The following is a 20,181-nucleotide window of genomic DNA, read 5'->3' on the forward strand; positions in this document are numbered from 1 at the left end:
AGGTGGTGCTTACTACATACTTTTTATCCTATGTGATTATGACTATTTCTGTATTCTCTCGGAGAGATCCCTTCGTATTTTTTGAATACAATTCCAAAATAATTAGCATCCTTATACCCTACCCGTCTTCCGATCTGCGCAATCGGCGCATTGGTATCCAGTAATGCGACTTTTGCACTGCCGATACGTTTCCTTGCCAAATACTCCATTGGCCTCATGCCAATTTTATCATGGAATACTCGACAAAAATGCTGGGTAGATATCCCACAAACAGATGCCAACGTCTGCAAACTAATATCATCTCTATAATTCTTTTCCATAAACACTATGGCATTATCAACCACTGTTCCTGTGCGATTTTCCTGTTGTACGATTAATAATTTATGCATAAGCAAAATGTATTGATAAACTAACATTGAGCAGTGTCCTGCACCATCTCCCGGTTCTCTTGCAGCAGCCGCAATCTGATCATAAAGCTTTTTGACTTCTGTAATATCATTGATCGTTTTTACAACATAACGTCCAAACCCTAAGCGTGCCATCATAGCATCCAAAGAATCTCCACGAAAGACCACCCAATATGTTGTCCAGTCACCATCGATCGGATAATATGTATGCGACTCACCGGAAGCTATATAAAAAATACTGCCTTTACCGGCTGTGTATTCCTTATCACCAACAATTATTTTTCCTTTGCCCGACATTGTAAATAATATTTGATGAGATATTAATCCTTCCTCGCGATGCGTGTGAAATTCCGGATCTGATATCCCTATCCCGGTCAAATAAACCGGATAACATTCCTGTATTCCAATAACCGGGTAATTCGCATGAAACATAATAACCTTCTCCTCTCCTATTCATCTGCTTTCATCGTCATTTATTTTTCTCTGAGAGTTATCATTATTATACATGAATTAGTATATATTTGCACCGACAAAAAAATCCTATCTTCCCTTTTATCAGGCAATTATATGCCACCATTCTAATACGAATGGAAAAGGAAAAATAGGATTTTTGATTTTAATTTATGATACACTACATTTTGTAATACGCTTTTTCAGCAAAACTCATGGATCATATAATACACATAAAAGCTTGTTTAAATTATGCTTCCTCACCATGATCGCTGTCAGCCAGCGCAGCTGTGATGATTGCCATCGAATATACCTCTGATGCATTGCAACCACGTGACAGATCATTAACCGGTGCATTCAGTCCAAGCAAAATCGGACCATACGCATCAAAATTACCCATACGCTGTGCAATCTTATAACCGATATTTCCGGCACTGATATCTGGGAAAATAAAGGTATTCGCATGACCGGCTACTGTAGACTCCGGACACTTCGTGCGTGCCACACGAGGAGATACTGCTGCATCAAACTGAAGCTCTCCATCGATTGGGAGATCCGGATACTTCTCCTTGGTCTTCTGTGCTGCATTTCGCATCTTATCTACTGCCTCGCCCTTACCGGATCCGTGTGTGGAATAGCTAAGGAATGCTATCTTAGGATCTACATCAAAGATACGGGCACATTTCGCTGTTTCTCCTGCGATCTCGACCAGATCGTCTTCCGTAGGATTAATATTGATCGCACAATCGCCCATAGCAAGTACTTCATTATCACCGGTAGCACTTGGACGAACAAGAATAAAACAGGAAGAAACCAGATTATTTCCAGGTTTTGTCTTGATCAACTGCAAAGCAGGACGAACAGTATCTGCTGTTGAATATGTTGCACCACCAAGCAGTGCATCTGCAAATCCCATCTTTACCAACATTGTTCCAAAATAGTTAGCCTGCTTCAGTATTTCTCTTGCCTGATCCGGTGTGACACCTTTCTTCTTACGAAGCTCACAATATAACTCCACCATTTCATCTATCTTGTCAAACTTCTCCGGATCAATGATCTCTGCACCGCGAATGTTAAATCCACTTTCCTCTGCAGCGTCCGCAATACGTTTCTCATCACCAATCAAAATAGGGTGCAGGAAATAGCTTGCAAGTAATCGGGAAGATGCCTCCAAAATACGTGGATCTTCACCCTCTGTAAATACGATCTTCTTAGGATTCTTCTTTAAGATTCCTATTAACTGTCCAAAACCGAACACATCATCATCTCCATTCTTTCGTTTCACTTAATAATATTATAATGGGAGAATTTCTCATAACTCCTTAAATTCACCAAGCCCATTGTCTAACATTATGAGGGCGATGTCAAGGGATTTTCTCAAACAATTTTGATCTTTATTTGAGACTTTTTATTATTATACGTGTATACATAAATACGCACTGTCCCTCGTCTTTTTGCCTTGATTTTTCCGGTACTGTTTACCGTTGCTATCCTCTTATTGGATGACACAAAACGCAGTTTATAACTCGCACTCCCCTTGCTTAATATTGTCCTTGTCTGTAACGTTTTTCCTTTTTTTATTTTTGCCTTTTGAGCGGTAATCTTTATTTTCTTAGGCGCCTTTTTTACTGTGACACGTATGGTCTTTTTCTTGCCGTCTACCGTCTGAATAACGATTTTGGCCGTCCCTCTTTTGCACCCTTTAACCACGCCATTATTCGTTACCTTGGCAACCTTCGTATTTGAGCTGGTCCACTTAACTGCTGCCTGCACCGAACCGCCGGTAACAGTCACCGGAAGAGTGATCTTCTCACCTTTTCCGATCGTATATTTGGCTTTCGCCTTAATCTTGGTCTGATAACGGCCACCGGCATTTGGTGAAACCGTCCGTTTCGGTTGTTCTGTCGCATCCGAAGGTGCTGCTGTCGATGTCGGCGCACCTGACGTCGATGGTTTTGTTGTCGATATCGGTGTGCCTGACGTCGATGGTTTTGTTGGCGGCAGCACCACAGGTGCTACCGTAGGTGTTGCTGTAGGCGTTAGTGTTGCCACCGGTTCGTCAGCAGGGTTGCCAAATACTTTGATGCAGGCATTATTCAGATCATATTGCACACCATCTACAGATATCGCCGTATTGTCATACCACTTAGCATCTTCCGCGAAATAAGTATAACTCTGTCCCGCTGAGGCACTATAACAGTGTCCATTCTGCGGATCATTTTGTCCCTCTAGCGGAACGCAGGCAGAATCATCCACGGTCGCATATGTAATAACCACCGAAAACTTCTCGCCATCTGCAACGCGAACCTCTTTCGGAATCTGTACCGTATGATAGCCTGTTTTGGCAAAGTTGCCACTCACACTCGCTTCTTTGATCTGCGTTCCGTTGGTTGGATCTTTCCCTGATACAGAACGATAAATATCTACTGTATATGGCTGATCCTCCTTTACTGTATAAAAAGCAACTGCCTGTAACTGCTGTGATCCATCTGCTGTATACACATTGGCGGTCTTCACTTCTTCCGGCGAACGGAGCGAATTGTTCCAACCATTGCCATCATATTGAAAGATGGTCTGGTAGGTATCTGCCGAAACACCTTCAAATGTGTAATATTCACAAAGTGATGGATCATAATAAGATACCCAGAAATACCCATTTTCATCTTTGGAGTAATTGGTACCATAGCTATTTGCGATCAGCCACGCCCCGGATTCCGGAGCATCCTTGCTGAAATTATTAAAATCATCATCCCAGCCGACAATTGTGACACAATGATTTGCCTGATCAATCCCCATCATGTCGTAAGCATAACTGGCGTACACACCATTCGTCTCCTTGTAATAACGACTGGACAGATTCGGATTATAATACAACGCCACATCCATTGCCCCATGCGTCAATATTGCTTCCTTGATCTCATTTCTTGATGTGATATCGCTTGCCAGATATGGATCATAACATTCGGAGTCTGTCAACTGGATTAACGACTGTGTACGTAGCGAGGATGCCGCATTTTTCATGACAGATGCCATATTAGAAGCCGTATCAAAGGGAGCCTCACTCTCTGCCACAGCCCCCCATTTGTTTGCTAAGACAGCCTGTGCAACATCTGCATTTCCACCTTTATTATAACTTGCTCTATCAGAAACATAGTCACGCGACATATGATCACCATACAATGGACTGGTCGTATCATCCAGGGCATGATAGGCGTACCATGCCAAGTGATTTTCGGACAGATCCGCAGTATCTTTGGTTAAGATCCCCTTCATCAGACAATCAGATTCCAACGCTTTTAATGCTCCAAACGCCCAACAGGCACCTGTATCCTGCTGATTGCGAATTGGCGTTTCCTGCTCTGTTCCACGCGGATCATAGCTCGCTGGAAGTGCCATGGAGCGTTTATTCTTAGCCGCAGCAGACGATGTATACCTAGATAACGTATTGCCTGTATCATCCTGCAGCGAATAGGAAATATGGCCCGCCGTATTTTCCTTGTATACTTTATGATATAGCTCTGCTTGATTGGCTGATTCGGTTATATCTGCTACAGAGCTCTGTGCGGTGTCAGCAGTCATCGCATCTGCCGCCTGGCGATCCCAATTCCCCACCCCCGGCACAGCAAGCGCAATTGCTACTAACACCGCAATTCTTTTTTTCTTTTTCATATGCCACCTTCCTTCCATTCTGCTCACATTCGTAATTTCATAATAATTGCGCATGATTTCTGCGCATACCGGAGTTTCAAAGAAACTCCTAAGATGAGCACTGCGTGCTCGTTATATCATAATAATTGCGCATGATTTCTGCGCATACCGGAGTTTCGAAGAAACTCCTAAGATGAGCACTGCGTGCTCATTATATCATGCAAACACGTAAACTATCCCTCAATACTTCTATTATAACATGAAAATCTGTTTAAATTATGTTTCTTCTCATTTTGGGACCCGTTTTGCATTCTTGTAACCATATTTATTTTACGTTTCTTGATGGCAGGACTCAATATATAGCGGCTGCAAAATATAATTAGCCCATCGACATGATAAGCAATATGTGATCGTGTGAGATATTGAGGTGTGGGAAGTTTGAATTTTTGGATTTTGAAAATATTTATTTGTTTTTTTGAAAAAAAGTGTTGACAAACGCAAATTAAAACACTATAATAGTTTTTGTTCGTTATGCGGAAGTGCTGGAATTGGCAGACAGGCTAGACTAAGGATCTAGTGTTGGCAACGACGTGAGGGTTCAAGTCCCTTCTTCCGCATTAGATCAAAAGAGAAGTCATATATGACTTCTCTTTTTTTGGTATTGCAATTCTTACAGAGCAAAACGCTGGTTTTGCTCTGTTTTTAGGTATAGGAAAATGCTTTTTTATTCATCTTACAACCGGTACCCCAAGGCTCTCACTGCATCCAGATCACCTTCTACGGACGTTCCCATGACCGTCAGCAAATCTCCCGTGATCGCCGCATTGCAACCGGATTGAAAACACCGAAGACCTGTATCCTCCAGGTAATCTCTCCCCGCCGCCAGACGTATCATCTGATTTGGTAAAATATACTTAAAAACACCAATAATGCGTCGAACTTCTTCTTCCGTTAATACCTTATTATGTCCCATCGGTGTGCCCTCTACCGGGTCTAACAGATTGATTGGAACTGTGTCCGGTGCAATCTCGCGCAGTGTAAAGGCAAGATCCAGTCGATCCGCCATAGACTCTCCAATCCCAAAAAGGCCCCCACTGCATAAGGATAATCCAGCCTCTTTTGCTGCTTTCAGCGTCGCAATTTTGTCATCATACGTATGGCTTCCACATACTTTAGCAAAATGTGTACGTGAAGTTTCCAGGTTATTATGGATCCGTACTACTCCCGCTTCCTTTAATCGCACAAACTGATCTTTATTCATCAATCCACCGGATACACAAGGTCGAAGAGCAGTGTCCTTTCGTATCACACGAACTGTTTCACACAAGGCATCTACTTCACGTTCGCTAAGATGATGCCCGGATGCCACCAAACAATAATGTCGGATTCCCTGTGCGCTACGCTTTTGGGCATCCTCCATGATCTCTTCGGTTCCACGAAGCGGGTAACTCTTCACTGCCGCTTTAGAACAACTCGCCTGCGAACAAAATTTACAATCTTCGGAACATCGTCCCCCTTTTATGCTGATCACACTGCACATATCAAATTCGTCTTGCTGTCTTTCCTGACGGATACGGTCAGCCCCCTGTGCCAACTCTTCGATATCTATCTGCGTCAACCACTCTGCCTCTTGTCGATTAATCTCTTCACCTTGCAATACCTTATCTGTAAGGTGTTGTAACTTTGCGTCCATGCTCTTTTGTATCCTCCTTAATAGTAAGGAAACCCATCTGAAATACTTCTATTCCAGATAGGTTTCCTGCATATTCCATAACCACTTATCCTTGGTCCGCCCACGCTGACATTACATGAATAAATCTCAGATAAGTGCTATGATTCGCTATTTTACAGTGACCTTGATTTCTTTGTATACACCATTCTGTGCATATACCCATATCTTACATTTTCCTTTTTTCACTGCCTTGATCTTGCCGGATCCGGTTACCTTGGCAACCTTCACATTACTGGATTCATACGCAAGTTTTCTATGTTTCATAATCTTTTTCTTCTTGTCCGCACGAATCTCTACCGCTTTGATCTTAGCAGTCTTTCTTGCTTTCAAAGTAATCTTAGCTCTCTTTTTCTTGTTGCCCAATTTTTTAATGCTGACCGCTTTCGCCATACCACGTTTTCCACCTTTGGTGACGGAATGAATTGTCGGTGCAGCGGCAATTGTTACTTTATGACCGTTGAATAATTTGTATGCAACAACCATATATTTGTAATATTTGCCTTTCTTGCGCTTCTTCTGTGTCCACGTTGTCTTATTCTTACCTTTTATGGTCTTAGTCAATTTATAGCGGTATTTCTTACCACCCTGGTTACACTGGTTACTATAGATCAAATAACCGTCAGCGCCACTCTGCTTAACCCATTTTAACGTAATGCTGTTCTTGGAAGACTTATTGGCTCTCGCTTTTAATCTGCTAAAGTCAGAGCCCTTAATGTCTTTATCATCCTTGAGTTTCTTTACAGCAGTATCGGTAATTCTAAGGGTGTCCATAGAAGTTCCGGTCTTCTCAGCATACTCCTTAATCTTTTCAGCCGTTGCCTTATCTACGCCGAGTTCCTTTGCAATATCATCCGCAGAAATTCCGCTTCCCGGTTTTGCTGTTGTACCCGGTTTCTTTGTTGGCTTCGGTGTTGCCGCCTTCTTTGGCAATGTTACTTTTACAATTGCTGACAATTGCTTACCTGTCTTCTTATCGGTTGCATACACCTTAACGAAAACACTATCGGTCGATTTTGCACGAATCTTCTCATTCAACACTGCAAGATCCTCTGCATCGATCGCCACGTTCTCTACGCTGGAGCCATCATTATATTTTGCTACCACTTCTGCAAGTTTCTTAAAGGCAGTTTCATCAATAGATTCCGTGCCTGCTGCTACTGCGAAATCATTAGCAGTCAGATTGACATCCGGTACAGTTGTTTCACTGCTGGTCGTATCAGCCGAGCCATCATCTTTTACAGTGACGGTTACTTTGTTCACCTTACCTTTGTATGTGTATACTAATTCATAGCTGCCCTTCGCCGCCTGAATTGCTGATGCATCCGCAGTGATCGCCGCATCTTTGAATGGAATGAATTTTCCATCATCAGTTGCAATCGCATTTCCTAATTTCTTTAGCATCTCGGCAACATCGGTCTGATCCTGCTTCAGTACGATCGTCTTTGCCTGCTCTACTGTAATGCAGAAATCATTTGCTCCGAGTGTAATATTACCTGTAGATGTATCATATCGACGATTCTGAACGACAGTTGCTGTTACTTTCTTAACAATGGTTCCTGACTTGTCTGTGAACGTGAGCGGTAATGTTCCCGGCTCTGTCATTCTGTTTATCGCATCCAATGACTCCTGTGTCAGTACAACACCCTCTCCATTGTCAGTAACCCCATTTTTATCCGTGTATTTTGACAAAGCAGCGCGGATCACATCGTCTGCAGTAAGTTTTCCAATGTCATCTAACGAGAAGATACAATCAGATGCATTTACCTCGCCCTGTGCCGGAACATTGCTTATCACAACATCCGTTGTAACCGGCACATCTTTGTAGGTAAAGGTTGCTTTGTATCCGTCACCATCTTTGACCAACTTCGGTCCGGTAATGCCACTCGGATCAGCAAGCGCACCATTATCTGTTGCGGCCGGATCTGCATTCTTGCGTATCAGGTCTTTTAACTCATCTTCTGGCAAAGAACTGATATCCTTATAATCCAGTGTAACATTATCTGCTCCGATCGTAATCCGATCTGTTCCCTTTGTCTCGCTGTATTTTACATCAACGACCGTTGCTTTCGCAGTTACGGAACCGGTTTCATATTTACCGTTTTCGTATTTAAATCCAATAGTACCACTGTTACCTGCCACTATCTTTGCAAGATCATCCGGATTTGCTGTTATTTTATCAAAAGGATCTGCGACTGTTGTTCCCTCACGGGTTACACCAACCTTAGCGTAATCCTTGGCCGCAGTCTCACCTGTCAGTGCTGCAGCTGTCTCTTTCGTCAGCATGAAATCTTCTGCTGTCATTGAAACAACCGGCTTACGGATAGACACATTAATGTCTGCTGTAAAACCATCTTCTGTCGTAACTGTCACGCTATAGTTACCTGTCGGACCATTCATAAGACGTTTATTAATAATGTCCAACTTTTTACTGTCTACAGTAAGTTTCGCATCCGGTATCACATTGCCTGAAGCGTCTTTTGCTTTAGCATTTGACTTAGTAAGCAGGCCTTCTGCCGTGAGTGCTGCATCACCAACCACCAGTTCAACCTTATCTGAGGTGATTTCTGTTACTTTGCCGGAATCTACAACTGTTACTGTGATTGCTACATCAGTACCATTGCAAGTATAAGTTACTGAATAAGTTCCTTTCGGAGTTTCGCTCGTAATGGTTGCTGATCCGGATTTCACGGTGATCTGCGATGCGTCTGCTTTACTGCCGTCTTTGACAGCGATCACACCGGAATCACTCTTGATCTTCGCAGCGATTGCTTCCGTTGCTCCTAATGCTTTTAACTGATCTGTCGTATATGTTACATTATTCGCACCGATTGTTGTTTTTGATGCTGCATTTGTTTCTTTATTTTTCACAACAAACGCCGTGATCGGATCGGATGTTGTGGTTTTACCATTTGCATCGGTATAGGTAAAGGTAAGATCCTTGGAGCCGCCGGCCTTAACCTGTTTCAGTTCATTATATGCCGTAGAGTCCATAGCATCCGCATCATTGAAATCAAATGCGGTTCCCTCATCGGTACCTCGAACATTTGCTTTGCTCTTAATTATATCTTTATTCGCATAAAGCAGTTCATCTTCCGTGATAATAAAATCGTTAGCATCGATTGTGACGTTGCGGTCACGAACTGTTACTGTAACATCGCAGGTCTTTCCATTCGATGATACTTTAACCGTATAATCTCCCGCCGGACCATTTTTGATCTTATCATTCAATGTTGCAAGATCAGTGTCATCTACATCGATCGTTGCACCCGGGATTACAGTACCGGAACTGTTCTTCGCCTGCGCATTTGACTTTGTGATAACATCTGCTGCGGTAAGATTTCCGCTTCCTCTTACCACCTCAAAATTATCAGCAGTCACTTTCGCTACCTGATTAGAATCTGTAACCGTTACGTTGATCGTTGTATCCACGCCGTTATAGGTATATGTTACTTTATAGGTACCTGCTGTCGACGCTTTGCTTACTTCGCTGCTCTTCTGTGTAATATCAGCAGAAACTGCTGCCTTGCCATCTTTTACTGCAACCGGTGCTGCCTTAGAACGGATCAGTTCTGCAACTTTGTCCTCATCGGCACAGGCAGCCAGATCATCCGTTGTAACGGAAACATTATTGGCACCGATTGTTGTCGTATTATTAGTACTTGTGGACCCTGTATTAGCAACATCAGTAACATAAACCGTTGTATCCTTCGTTACCACATCAGCTGCACCGGTATCATATTTATAAGAGAATGTCAGCTTATTAGAAGTTCCCGCCTCTGCTGACTTAACCGTTGTAAGCTGACCACTGTCCACTGTAATATTCGAGCTGGACGCATCTGCCGTTGTACCATTATAGCTTCCCTTAGTATTCGCAAGATTCTTAACTGTCGCTTCTGTCAGCTTGTTCGCCTGTTCTTTACTAAGTACCAGATTATCTGCATTCAGTCTCGGTTTACTCTTTTGAATGACCACAAGCTCTGTCGTACTTGGTGTTGTCATTTTGTTGTCAACATCTTCTTTGCCACTCTCACCGCTCGTAGCATATGGACTGTACTCAACAATGTAACCTTTGATTCCCCACATAGAACGTGAAACATTGTTTGGATGATAATCATTCCAGTTTGCCTTCTCAAAACCATATTCTAATGCATACTCCTGATAATATGCAGAAGTACCGCCACCACTATAGCTGTTATTCGGCTCATTTTTATTCCAGTCGGCGTACTGGCCATCACATACCGAACCGCCATATACATTACCGGACTCGCCCGTCTCATAAAATGTCGTTCCTGCCTCCGGACCGCATAACCAAGACCATTTACGCACGATCTTATTGCTATCATCCAATGGTTTTAACGCCTCATCGGTAATCTCATTCGAATCCAGTACAAATCCATCGTAACCATCTCTTGGAAGCAATGTTCTGGCTCCACCGATCCAAGCTTGCAGATCGCCACCCAGAGAGCTATACAAATATTTCTCCTCGTTCTCACTGGTGATCGTTGCAAGATAACCTTTTAATCCTTCAAAGACAGACTTCTTCGCCTCTTTGTAGGCTGTTGCCCATGTCGATGTGTTGTCTCCGCTCGGGAACTCTACATATTTATAAAAGTGTAATTTACCATCAATTGCCATAGCCGTTGAGTTACCATCCGGCAGGCTGCAGGAGTTGGCGACAACGGAAATCATCTGCTTAACTGTCTGATCAGTCGTTCCCGTATAAAAAACAACCTGCGTCAAAAAGTTTTTGATCTGCTCATCTGTAATATCGCTTCCGATCACAGTCATAGAGCTAAGCTCTTCGTCGCCGGACAAGCTAGACGTATACTCACCACTTTTGGTCAAACCATTCATCCTATCAGACGAACTACTCATGTTACCAAGATCGATCTTTTTCGGAAGTTTGAAGTATCCTCCATTGTCTACCGAGATACAAAAAATCTTCTGATCACTCTTAAAACTAACTGTTACATCAGAAAACGTATAGGCCTGACCATCTGCCGACCATGTCTCATCACCAAGTTCAATCTTATCTTCCGCTGCTGTAGCAGCTACGAATTGAACATTGGACGGCATCATACTGACTACCATAACAAGTGCCAGTAACAATGCCATAACTTGCTTTGTTTTTTTCATTCCATTCCCCATCCTTTCTGTGAATCTGATCGTGAGTCCATATCTTTAGAAACCTCATATTGTATTTCGGACACAGACACACCTTTCATTATATTACCAAGCAGATAATTCATTCAATTCTCAAAATCTTACAAACTTTTTATGTAATTTTTGCTTTATATAGTACATTTTTCTATAATGCTGCCTAAACCTAATATGCAGTCTCAATTACATTGAAAAAAGCGGAAAGATTTTCCAATTAATTAAAAAAGACTGTACAACCCTGCCCACAAGGCTATAGTAAACTTTTAATTCTTTCAGTTGACACATACATTCAAATGTTTTATACTACTCTTTGTTGTGCGGTTGTAAACCGTCATAATAATACTTTTACATTGGAGGAAACAAATGAATCAGGAAACAAAAACAAACAAAACCGGTTTTACTACAAAGTCCATTACAATGATGGCATTATTTGCAGCTATTTTATGTATTTCTGCTTATATCAGCATCCCATTGCCGATCCCGGGTAGTCCTCATATTACATTGTTAAACTTTGTTATTATCGTCATCGCATTGCTGTTCCCACTCAGTCAATCTTTCATCACGATATTAGTGTGGATGGCTCTTGGCGCTATCGGCCTTCCGGTATTTATTGGCGGTGGTTCCGGCATTGGATATTTGACAAATATTTTCGGTGGATACACATTCTCTTTCTTAGTGATCGCCATTGTACTTCCACTGATCCGCGGCAAAAAATACAATCGAATCCTATACACAATTGCTGCTATTGTCGGCGTTGTATTGATCGATATCATCGGAATGCTCTTTTGGAAGGTTAATGCCGGCCTTTCTTGGAAAGTTGCTTTCTTATCCGGATTTGTCGCATTCATTCCTTTAGATCTTGTCAAAGCAGTTATTGCTGCCCAGATCATTCCTGCTTTCCGCAAAGTGATGCAAAGCGCAGAATAAGGTTACAGTCCATTTTTACACCAAAAAGGCACTGTTCGAACGTGATCCACGTTGGAACAGTGCCTTTTCTAATTACTCTCACTAAAACTTCCCATACCTTGCTTCCGGGACTTCGAGTTTCCGAAGGGCATGTAGATCAATCATCAGAGATAACAAAATCTAGAAATCACCAAAAACGAAAAAGCGGCAAGGCAATTACTATAGTTCTCTGCCGGCAGAAGCCGCTATATTGTGGCTGCAAAACACTTAGCATTCTTTGACATAATAAGCAATATGTGGTTGTGTGAGATAATGAGGTATGGGAAGTTTGAAACTCTAAAACATTAAATGCGATATCCATAAATATTTTTGCGAATATCTAACATTTCAGCATCGGTTGCTGTGATCATATCTGCACAACGCTTCAATCGCATTTCAATCTCTTTGCGGTAGTTCTCATCCATGTCATCTTTCTTATATCTAAGCTGATGATCTAAACTTGCCCAATAATCCATTGCGATCGTTCGTATCTGTACTTCCACACGCATCGGCCGCATCTTATCTGCAAAGAATACCGGAATCTCTACGATCAGATGCAAGCTGCGGTATCCGTTTGGCTTTGGATGCTCAATGTAGTCCTTTTGGCTGATCAATGTGATATCCGTCTGTGACGTAAGCATCTCTGATATTGTGTAAATATCATCCACAAACGAACAGATAACACGCACACCGGCAACGTCATTGATATTCCCTTTGATGGAATCCACCGATACGGGAAGTCCTTTCTTACGTAATTTCTTAGCTAAACTTACCGGTTTTTTGATACGCGACTTAATGCTGTGGATCGGATTGCGCTGATAACGTGATTTAAGATCATCATTAAGCACTTCCAGCTTGGTCTGCACCTCGCGGATCGCACAGGAATACATCATCATCACCTGCGAAAAATGCTCCTCCTTCTCTATCATATCCCGATCCTCAGGATCAAGCAATCTTTCTAAATAATGTTTTTCTGAACCATTCATTCGTGTTCCTCCATCCCCAATAAATTATCCCTCTTCGTGATGTGCCTCCGTCATAAATTTTTCAATAACTTTGACAATACCATCATCATCGTTACTATCTGTAACATAGTCTGCCTGCTCTTTGATCCGATCGGAAGCGTTCCCCATTGCGACTCCCATACCGGCATAGCGTAACATCGGCAGATCATTGTTACTGTCTCCTACACACATAACACGTTCTTTGGTAATATCCATATATTTCACTAACTTATCAACCGCAACACCTTTATCTGTGTATTTTGGCAAAAGTTCTACATAGTATGGATCTGAGCGAAATACATTCAGCACTGAACCAAACTTTCGCTGTAAAATGCGTTCTACTTCTTTCATCTTGTCCGGTTCTCCCGAAACAAAGATCTTGTTGATCGGAAAACCAAGCTCTTTTACGAACTGATCTGTCTCGCGGATCGTAACACAAGATGCAGCCGCATCTGCTGCAACATAGTCTGTCACGCCACCAGCTACGATAATCTCTTTGGCACTGTCACGGTAAGCATGATAGCCACCTGCAATTTAGCAGCCTCCTCGTATACCGGAGCGATCAGATCTGCCGGCAATGTCTGATTGTAAATGCATTCCCCTGTTTTACAGTTGATCACAGTAGTACCATTATATGCAATCACATAGCCACCGTACTCTTCCAGAGAGATGGCAGAAGCTGTCTGGCGAATTCCTGCAATGGATCTTCCGGATGCGATAGCGATCGTCTTGCCGCGCTTCTGCGCTTCGATCAACGCATTCTTGGTTGCATCTGAAATCTCGCGATGAGAATTATGCAGCGTACCATCGACATCCAGCACAAGCAAGTCAAAACGGTCACCTTCCGGCTCCTCAATACCCTGTACTTTACGATAGATCTTCATAAATTCTTTACCGGTGATCGTCTCATGCTCGATCAAAAATGCGGCGAGCTGATCCAGTGCATCACGATTGCCATCCAACAATTCTTTAGCCTTTTGGTGACATTCACTCAATATCTTCATAACTTCAAGATCTATCTCTGCTTCTGTTGCATCACCACAATTTAACACCGTTCTGCCATCCAGATATTTGTTCTGCACACTCTCCAAACCGATCAAGCCAAATTTATCAGACATACCGTACTGTGTTACCATTGCTCTGGCAAGAGAGGTTGCCTTTTCAATATCATTGGAAGCTCCTGTCGTTACAGAATCAAATACTAATTCTTCCGCAGCCCTGCCTCCAAATAATGTTGTGATTCGAGTGAGTATCTCTGCTTTGCTCATCAGATATTTCTCTTCTTCCGGAACCTGCATGACATATCCAAGAGATCCCATCGTACGTGGCACGATCGTAATCTTTTGAACCGGCTCCGCATTTTTCTGCAGTGCAGTCACTAGCGCATGCCCTACCTCGTGATATGCAACGATCCGTTTCTCCTCTTTGCCTAAAATACGGTCTTTCTTCTCCTTGCCGGCAATAACGACTTCCACTGCCTCGAACAGATCTTTCTGATTGACTGCTCTTCTTCCGGAACGTACAGCCATAATAGCAGCTTCATTGATCATATTAGCAAGATCCGCACCAACGGCTCCACTGGTCGCAAGAGCAATTTCCTCAAAGTCAACAGACTCATCCATTAATACATCCTTGGCATGCACACGTAAAATATCAACTCGGCCCTTAAGATCCGGCTTTTCTACGATAATACGTCGATCGAAACGTCCCGGTCTGAGTAATGCCTTATCAAGCACTTCCGGTCGGTTTGTCGCGCCTAAGATGACAAGGCCTTTCGAACTGTCAAATCCATCCATCTCGGATAACAGCTGATTTAGCGTCTGCTCGCGCTCATCGTTGCTGCCTCCATACTGACTGTCACGGCTCTTACCGATGGCATCGATCTCATCAATGAAAATAATACATGGTGCCATCTGCTGTGCCTGCTTAAACAGATCACGCACTCGCGATGCACCTACACCGACGAACATCTCTACGAAATCAGATCCGGAAAGAGAGAAAAACGGAACTTTTGCTTCGCCGGCCACCGCCTTTGCAAGCAGTGTCTTACCGGTTCCCGGAGGTCCGACTAACAATGCTCCCTTCGGCAGTTTAGCACCAATCTCCGTATATTTCTTCGGATTATGCAGGAAGTCGACCAGCTCGTTCAACGAATCCATTGCCTCTTCCTGACCGGCTACATCGCGAAATGTTACACCGGTTTCTTTCTGAACATACATCTTCGCCGTACTCTTACCAACACCCATAATACCGCCGGAATTTTTAGAAATAACACGGGACATAAAGATCAGTCCGACCCATAGCAGTAAAAATGGCAATACAGTCGATACCAGCATGTAGACCATACTATTGGAACTGTCTGACTTTTTGGTGAACTTTACATTTGCCTTTTCTAATCGCTGTACCAATGTAATATCCATACTGATCAGACCGGTATGATAGGTAATCTGATACAGACTATTTGACTGTTTCTTCGGAACGATCTTGATCTGATCAGAAGTGAGTGTCACAGATTCAACCTGTCCATCATCCAGCAATTGCAAAAACTGGTCATAGCTGATCTCTTTATCTCTTGCCTTTTCTACCTGACGATTCATCAAAGAAAACACAAGAAAAATGCCAAGTGCAACGAGCAGACAAAGCACCATGCTTTTACGATTCTGTCCGCGTCCAAAATTATTTCCCATATTGTTGTTATTTTGGCTGTTATTTTGGTTTCTATTTTGATTTGATATATTGTTGTCCAAATAATTTGTCCTCCTCATATCCTGTAAACTATTTCTATTATAAGTCTAGTCTGCCCAAAAAGCAATATTTCACAATATTAAGAAAGTCTGAAATTTCTATGTATTTCTTGGAAATTTTCCATGAATTTTCTTTCCTTTTTGTGCAAAAATATATTGAACAAACCCAATCATATAGAGTATAATAGAAAAATATTGGTTTATTTATTGACAACAATGTTCTGACACAAAGGAGGATACACAAATGGCAGTCAAATATGTCTTCGTCACTGGTGGTGTTGTGTCCGGTCTCGGCAAAGGAATTACAGCCGCATCTCTGGGCAGACTTTTGAAAATGCGTGGTTATAGTGTGACCATGCAGAAATTCGACCCTTATATCAATATCGATCCCGGTACTATGAATCCGGTACAGCACGGTGAAGTGTTCGTTACGGATGATGGTGCAGAGACTGACTTGGATCTTGGCCACTACGAACGTTTCATTGATGAAAATCTGACCAAACAATCCAACGTAACAACCGGAAAAGTATATTGGTCCGTTCTCTCGAAAGAACGTCGCGGTGACTTTGGCGGCGGAACTGTTCAGGTTATCCCACATATTACAAATGAGATCAAGAGCCGTTTCTACCGTAACGATGGCTGTAAAGATACACAGATTGCAATCATTGAGGTCGGCGGCACTGTCGGCGATATCGAAAGCCAGCCTTTCTTAGAGTCGATCCGTCAGTTTCAGCATGATGTTGGACGTGAAAATGCTATCTTGATCCATGTGACACTCATCCCATACCTGGGTGCTTCCGGTGAAATGAAAACCAAGCCAACACAGGCAAGCGTTAAGGAGCTGCAGGGAATGGGTATTCAGCCGGACATCATCGTATGCCGTACAGAACGTCCTCTCGATCCGGGCATCAAAGATAAAATCGCACTGTTTTGTAATGTTCCGACCGATCACGTAATGCAGAATTTAGATGTAGAAACTCTATATGAAGCACCTTTGGCAATGGAAAAGGAGCATCTCGCAGATGTTGCCTGCAAATGCTTGAAGTTAGACTGCAAAACACCGGACATGGAAGAGTGGCAGACAATGGTTCATACCCTCAAAAATCTTGAGAAAGATGTTACTGTTGCTCTCGTCGGCAAATACACTTCTCTGCACGATGCATATATCAGTGTTGTAGAAGCTCTCAAGCATGGTGGACTTGCGCACAAAAGCAATGTAACGATCAAATGGATTCCATCTGAAGACTTAAATGAAGAAAATGCTGATGAACTCCTTCATGATGTATCCGGTATATTAGTACCTGGCGGCTTTGGTGACCGCGGCATCGATGGAAAGATCACAGCGATCCGGTATGCAAGAGAACACGGTATTCCATTCTTAGGTCTTTGTTTGGGAATGCAGCTTGCCATCGTTGAATTTGCAAGACACGTCTGTGGTTTCAATGATGCGCATAGTATTGAACTGGATCCTCAGACAACACATCCTGTGATCCATTTAATGCCGGAACAGGACGGCATTGAAGATATCGGCGGCACGTTACGTCTCGGTTCCTACCCTTGTGTACTGGACAAGGATTCCAAAGCTTATGAGCTGTACGGTGAGGAAACCATTCACGAAAGACATCGTCACCGTTACGAAGTAAATAACTACTACCGCGAAGATTTACAGAAATCCGGCATGAAGCTTTCCGGCCTGTCTCCGGACGGACGCATCGTAGAAATGTGCGAGCTCCCATCACATCCGTGGTTTGTAGCAACACAGGCTCACCCTGAATTTAAGTCCAGACCAAACCGTCCACATCCATTGTTTAAGGGATTTGTCGGTGCTGCTTTGAACTATCAGGACAGCCATCAGTAATATACTTCCTATATAGACGATATATCCAAAAAGGGGCTACGCACTAATTGCTTAGTGCGACAGCTCCTTTTTATGGTATAAAGAAATTTGCGTTAATAATTAGACCACACCTTTGCCTTGTCGGCATACGCCTCCATCTGTGGATGCTCATATTTTTCCATCTGCAGATCACGGTTGGAATTGCGGAATACATAAAAGCTGCCATCAATAAACAGTCCGCGGCACCAATAATCTGCACGACCTTTGGATGTTGAGCAGAGAACCTGAGTTACAGATTCATCTGCAGTATAATGCAATAGCGGATACTGCAAGCCTTCCGCATTATACGTTGCAAATCCCAAGTAAAATCCTTTCTCCGTCTTCTGCACTAAGATTTTTGTATGGTCTGCTAATGCGCTGGAATCATGCTGCCGCAAACCATAACTTGCAACCTGTTTGATGTCAGATCCCTCCGTTGCCTGAAAAACCGTCATATCCAGTTCTCCGGTTGTTGTCTTCCCGAGTGAAAAGATCATCGATGGATCCGATGGGAACAAATGCAGATAATGAACCTCATCGGCTAATTTGATCTGTGCGAGGACCTGTGGATCTGCTTCTGCTGCCATTGATACCTGTATCATTTTACGGTCATCATTTACCACCAAATATAATGTCTTGTTCAGGAAACGTGCACACTGCACCGTTTCCCCTTTGCATATTTCAGAACTTGTTCCAATCTCCTGCAGCGAATCATCCAGTGCATATACACTGACATTGCGGGAACTCTCTTCTTCTCCGCAGAGCATTTTGAGCTGTCCCGTATAATGTGCAAGTAATTTCCAGTTAAAAGGTACCTCTGCCTTTTTCCATTTCCACTCTGACTTATAATGATGCACCGACATACACAGCCACAAATGTCCACCCTGCTCTTTAACCGCAAATCCCTCTCCTACAATTCCTTTGACAATATGGGTCGCTGTTGCTTTCACTGTCCCCTCTGAATCCACAACAAACTTGGTGATTCCGGTGCGTTCTGTCTCATCGAACCGCTTCGCAACGGTTCGGCAAAGCACATATACATTTTTGCCGGACATGTATACTTTCATCGCCGTTCCTGCTAACGCTTTATGACCGACCGGCTCTAACTGCGTATGATCTGCCATGCGGTAACTGCACACAAGCGTATACCCCGGCTGATACAGATCCCGCTGCCAATATACATCCTTAACCGCCAGCTTTTTGTCATTAATTTGCGGATCTTCAATGCTGATAACACCATCGGCATCGGTATATGGTTGCATCACAGAGGCAATGATCAACTGCTCTCCGGATACGCGTGTGCAAAGATTTTGACCGTTTTGCCGAAGCATCTTGCCAGCCTGTGGTTTCTGAGGATCCGATACATCGATCGGTATCACATAGGTCTGTGCTCTCGTATTCTTCACATATAGCAAGCTCTTTCCACACCACATCAGACCATCTTCATAGCTAGCACTTTCATCGCCGTACAGATCATCTTCACTACTGGCATTCTGATATGGATCATTAATTTTAAGGGATACTTTGCCAACTTCCTCGCAGATACCATTCTTCTCTCGAAGAATGTACAGTTGATCCGTCGCACCCTCTTGATCCGTAGCATTGCTCCTTATATAGGAGCCATCGTTATAATAAAGCACATAGATCAAACCATCCTTCGTCAGAATCTGATCCATCTCTGCCTCATCTGCATTTTCTGTGTTGGTCGTACTATCCTGTGTGACCAGTTCAGGCCAATCTTCCTGCGTAGAACCCGGCTCTCTGTCTAATACCCCTTCACTGACAGAGGATGCTGCCGACTGCATTAAACTTCCCAGCGAACAGTTATATGCCATTGGCAAAGGATCTGACTTAAACGGATCCTCATAAAATTCATAGCGGGATACCACCTTTTGCTGTGCTTTGATCACACGCTAAAACTTTTTTCAATCTGTTTATAACTTGACGCTGTTTGAAGAGACCCTTCCGCTCTCCAAGCAAGTAAAAAGAGCACTCCCGCATATAGCATCTGAATAACGATTGCAAGTATGACTGCGATCAATACATAGCGCAGGATCTTCCGCCATCTTCCTCCATCCGGCTGCTGATCCTCCTCATACAGGGACATATTCTTTTTTAATGTGGTTTCCATTAGATTATTTTCGCATCTCATAATCTTCTCCTCCCTTCAAACTTTCTGCTTTCGCTATATATATTACCGGAAAGGAGGCAAAAA

12 protein-coding genes and 1 tRNA gene are annotated in these 20,181 nt (G+C 43.0%); 3 read left to right on the forward strand and 10 right to left on the reverse strand.

The genetic code is table 11. The annotated features are described in order from the left end of the window. Positions 1–23: 23 nt before the first annotated feature. The 3 genes from DW981_RS01720 to DW981_RS01730 all read right to left on the reverse strand — a co-directional run bounded on the left by DW981_RS01720 (position 24) and on the right by DW981_RS01730 (position 4,526). Positions 24–839 (reverse strand): AraC family transcriptional regulator, encoded by an 816-nt coding sequence (locus DW981_RS01720; RefSeq protein WP_118506554.1) that lies wholly within the window; start codon positions 837–839, stop codon positions 24–26. Between the two features lie 268 nt (positions 840–1,107). Continuing rightward, a complete protein-coding gene (gene pta / locus DW981_RS01725) occupies positions 1,108–2,115 on the reverse strand; it encodes a phosphate acetyltransferase (RefSeq protein WP_022024516.1) in 1,008 nt (335 codons plus the stop codon). Positions 2,116–2,234: 119 nt separating this feature from the next. Beyond that, entirely contained in the window at positions 2,235–4,526 is a 2,292-nt protein-coding gene (locus tag DW981_RS01730) for a lectin like domain-containing protein (RefSeq protein ID WP_182434082.1), read from the reverse strand. 512 nt (positions 4,527–5,038) lie between these two features. On the opposite strand from DW981_RS01730, the gene DW981_RS01735 reads away from it, so the two are divergent. Further along, positions 5,039–5,122: transfer RNA gene (locus tag DW981_RS01735), tRNA-Leu, on the forward strand. 116 nt (positions 5,123–5,238) lie between these two features. Here the strand turns inward: DW981_RS01735 and bioB are convergent. Beyond that, the gene (gene bioB / locus DW981_RS01740) at positions 5,239–6,198 is read right to left on the reverse strand and encodes a biotin synthase BioB (protein ID WP_022024413.1); all 960 of its coding nucleotides are present in this window, start codon (positions 6,196–6,198) and stop codon (positions 5,239–5,241) included. Positions 6,199–6,345: 147 nt separating this feature from the next. After that, complete coding sequence (locus DW981_RS01745) at positions 6,346–11,373, reverse strand: bacterial Ig-like domain-containing protein (RefSeq protein ID WP_182434083.1); 5,028 nt, start codon at positions 11,371–11,373, stop codon at positions 6,346–6,348. Positions 11,374–11,760: 387 nt separating this feature from the next. Here DW981_RS01745 and DW981_RS01750 point away from each other — a divergent pair, with 387 nt between their 5' ends. Then, on the forward strand, positions 11,761–12,324 hold the full coding sequence (locus tag DW981_RS01750; RefSeq protein ID WP_022024254.1) for a biotin transporter BioY: 564 nt from the start codon (positions 11,761–11,763) through the stop codon (positions 12,322–12,324). 323 nt (positions 12,325–12,647) lie between these two features. Here DW981_RS01750 and DW981_RS01755 read toward each other — a convergent pair whose 3' ends face one another. The 3 genes from DW981_RS01755 to ftsH are packed head-to-tail and all read right to left on the reverse strand — an operon-like array spanning position 12,648 to position 16,033. Next, positions 12,648–13,328, reverse strand: a complete 681-nt coding sequence (locus DW981_RS01755) for a GTP pyrophosphokinase family protein (RefSeq protein ID WP_022024602.1) — start codon at positions 13,326–13,328, stop codon at positions 12,648–12,650. 24 nt (positions 13,329–13,352) lie between these two features. Then, a complete protein-coding gene (locus DW981_RS15865; protein WP_182434084.1) occupies positions 13,353–13,820 on the reverse strand; it encodes an HAD-IIB family hydrolase in 468 nt (155 codons plus the stop codon). 8 nt (positions 13,821–13,828) lie between these two features. Beyond that, positions 13,829–16,033, reverse strand: coding sequence for an ATP-dependent zinc metalloprotease FtsH (ftsH, locus tag DW981_RS01765; protein ID WP_182434085.1), 2,205 nt, complete (start codon positions 16,031–16,033; stop codon positions 13,829–13,831). Between the two features lie 301 nt (positions 16,034–16,334). On the opposite strand from ftsH, the gene DW981_RS01770 reads away from it, so the two are divergent. After that, a complete protein-coding gene (locus DW981_RS01770) occupies positions 16,335–17,948 on the forward strand; it encodes a CTP synthase (protein WP_118506559.1) in 1,614 nt (537 codons plus the stop codon). Positions 17,949–18,040: 92 nt separating this feature from the next. Here the strand turns inward: DW981_RS01770 and DW981_RS01775 are convergent, their stop codons facing one another. Together DW981_RS01775 and DW981_RS01780 are read right to left on the reverse strand one after the other, a co-directional pair. Next, positions 18,041–19,876, reverse strand: coding sequence for a beta-propeller domain-containing protein (locus DW981_RS01775; RefSeq protein WP_118506560.1), 1,836 nt, complete (start codon positions 19,874–19,876; stop codon positions 18,041–18,043). Then, positions 19,873–20,118, reverse strand: coding sequence for a hypothetical protein (locus DW981_RS01780; protein ID WP_118506561.1), 246 nt, complete (start codon positions 20,116–20,118; stop codon positions 19,873–19,875). The genes DW981_RS01775 and DW981_RS01780 overlap by 4 nt, the downstream gene beginning before the upstream one ends. Between the last annotated feature and the right edge of the window lie 63 nt (positions 20,119–20,181).

It is taken from the genome of Clostridium sp. AM49-4BH (assembly GCF_003478335.1).
GTDB lineage: Bacteria > Bacillota > Clostridia > Lachnospirales > Lachnospiraceae > Butyribacter.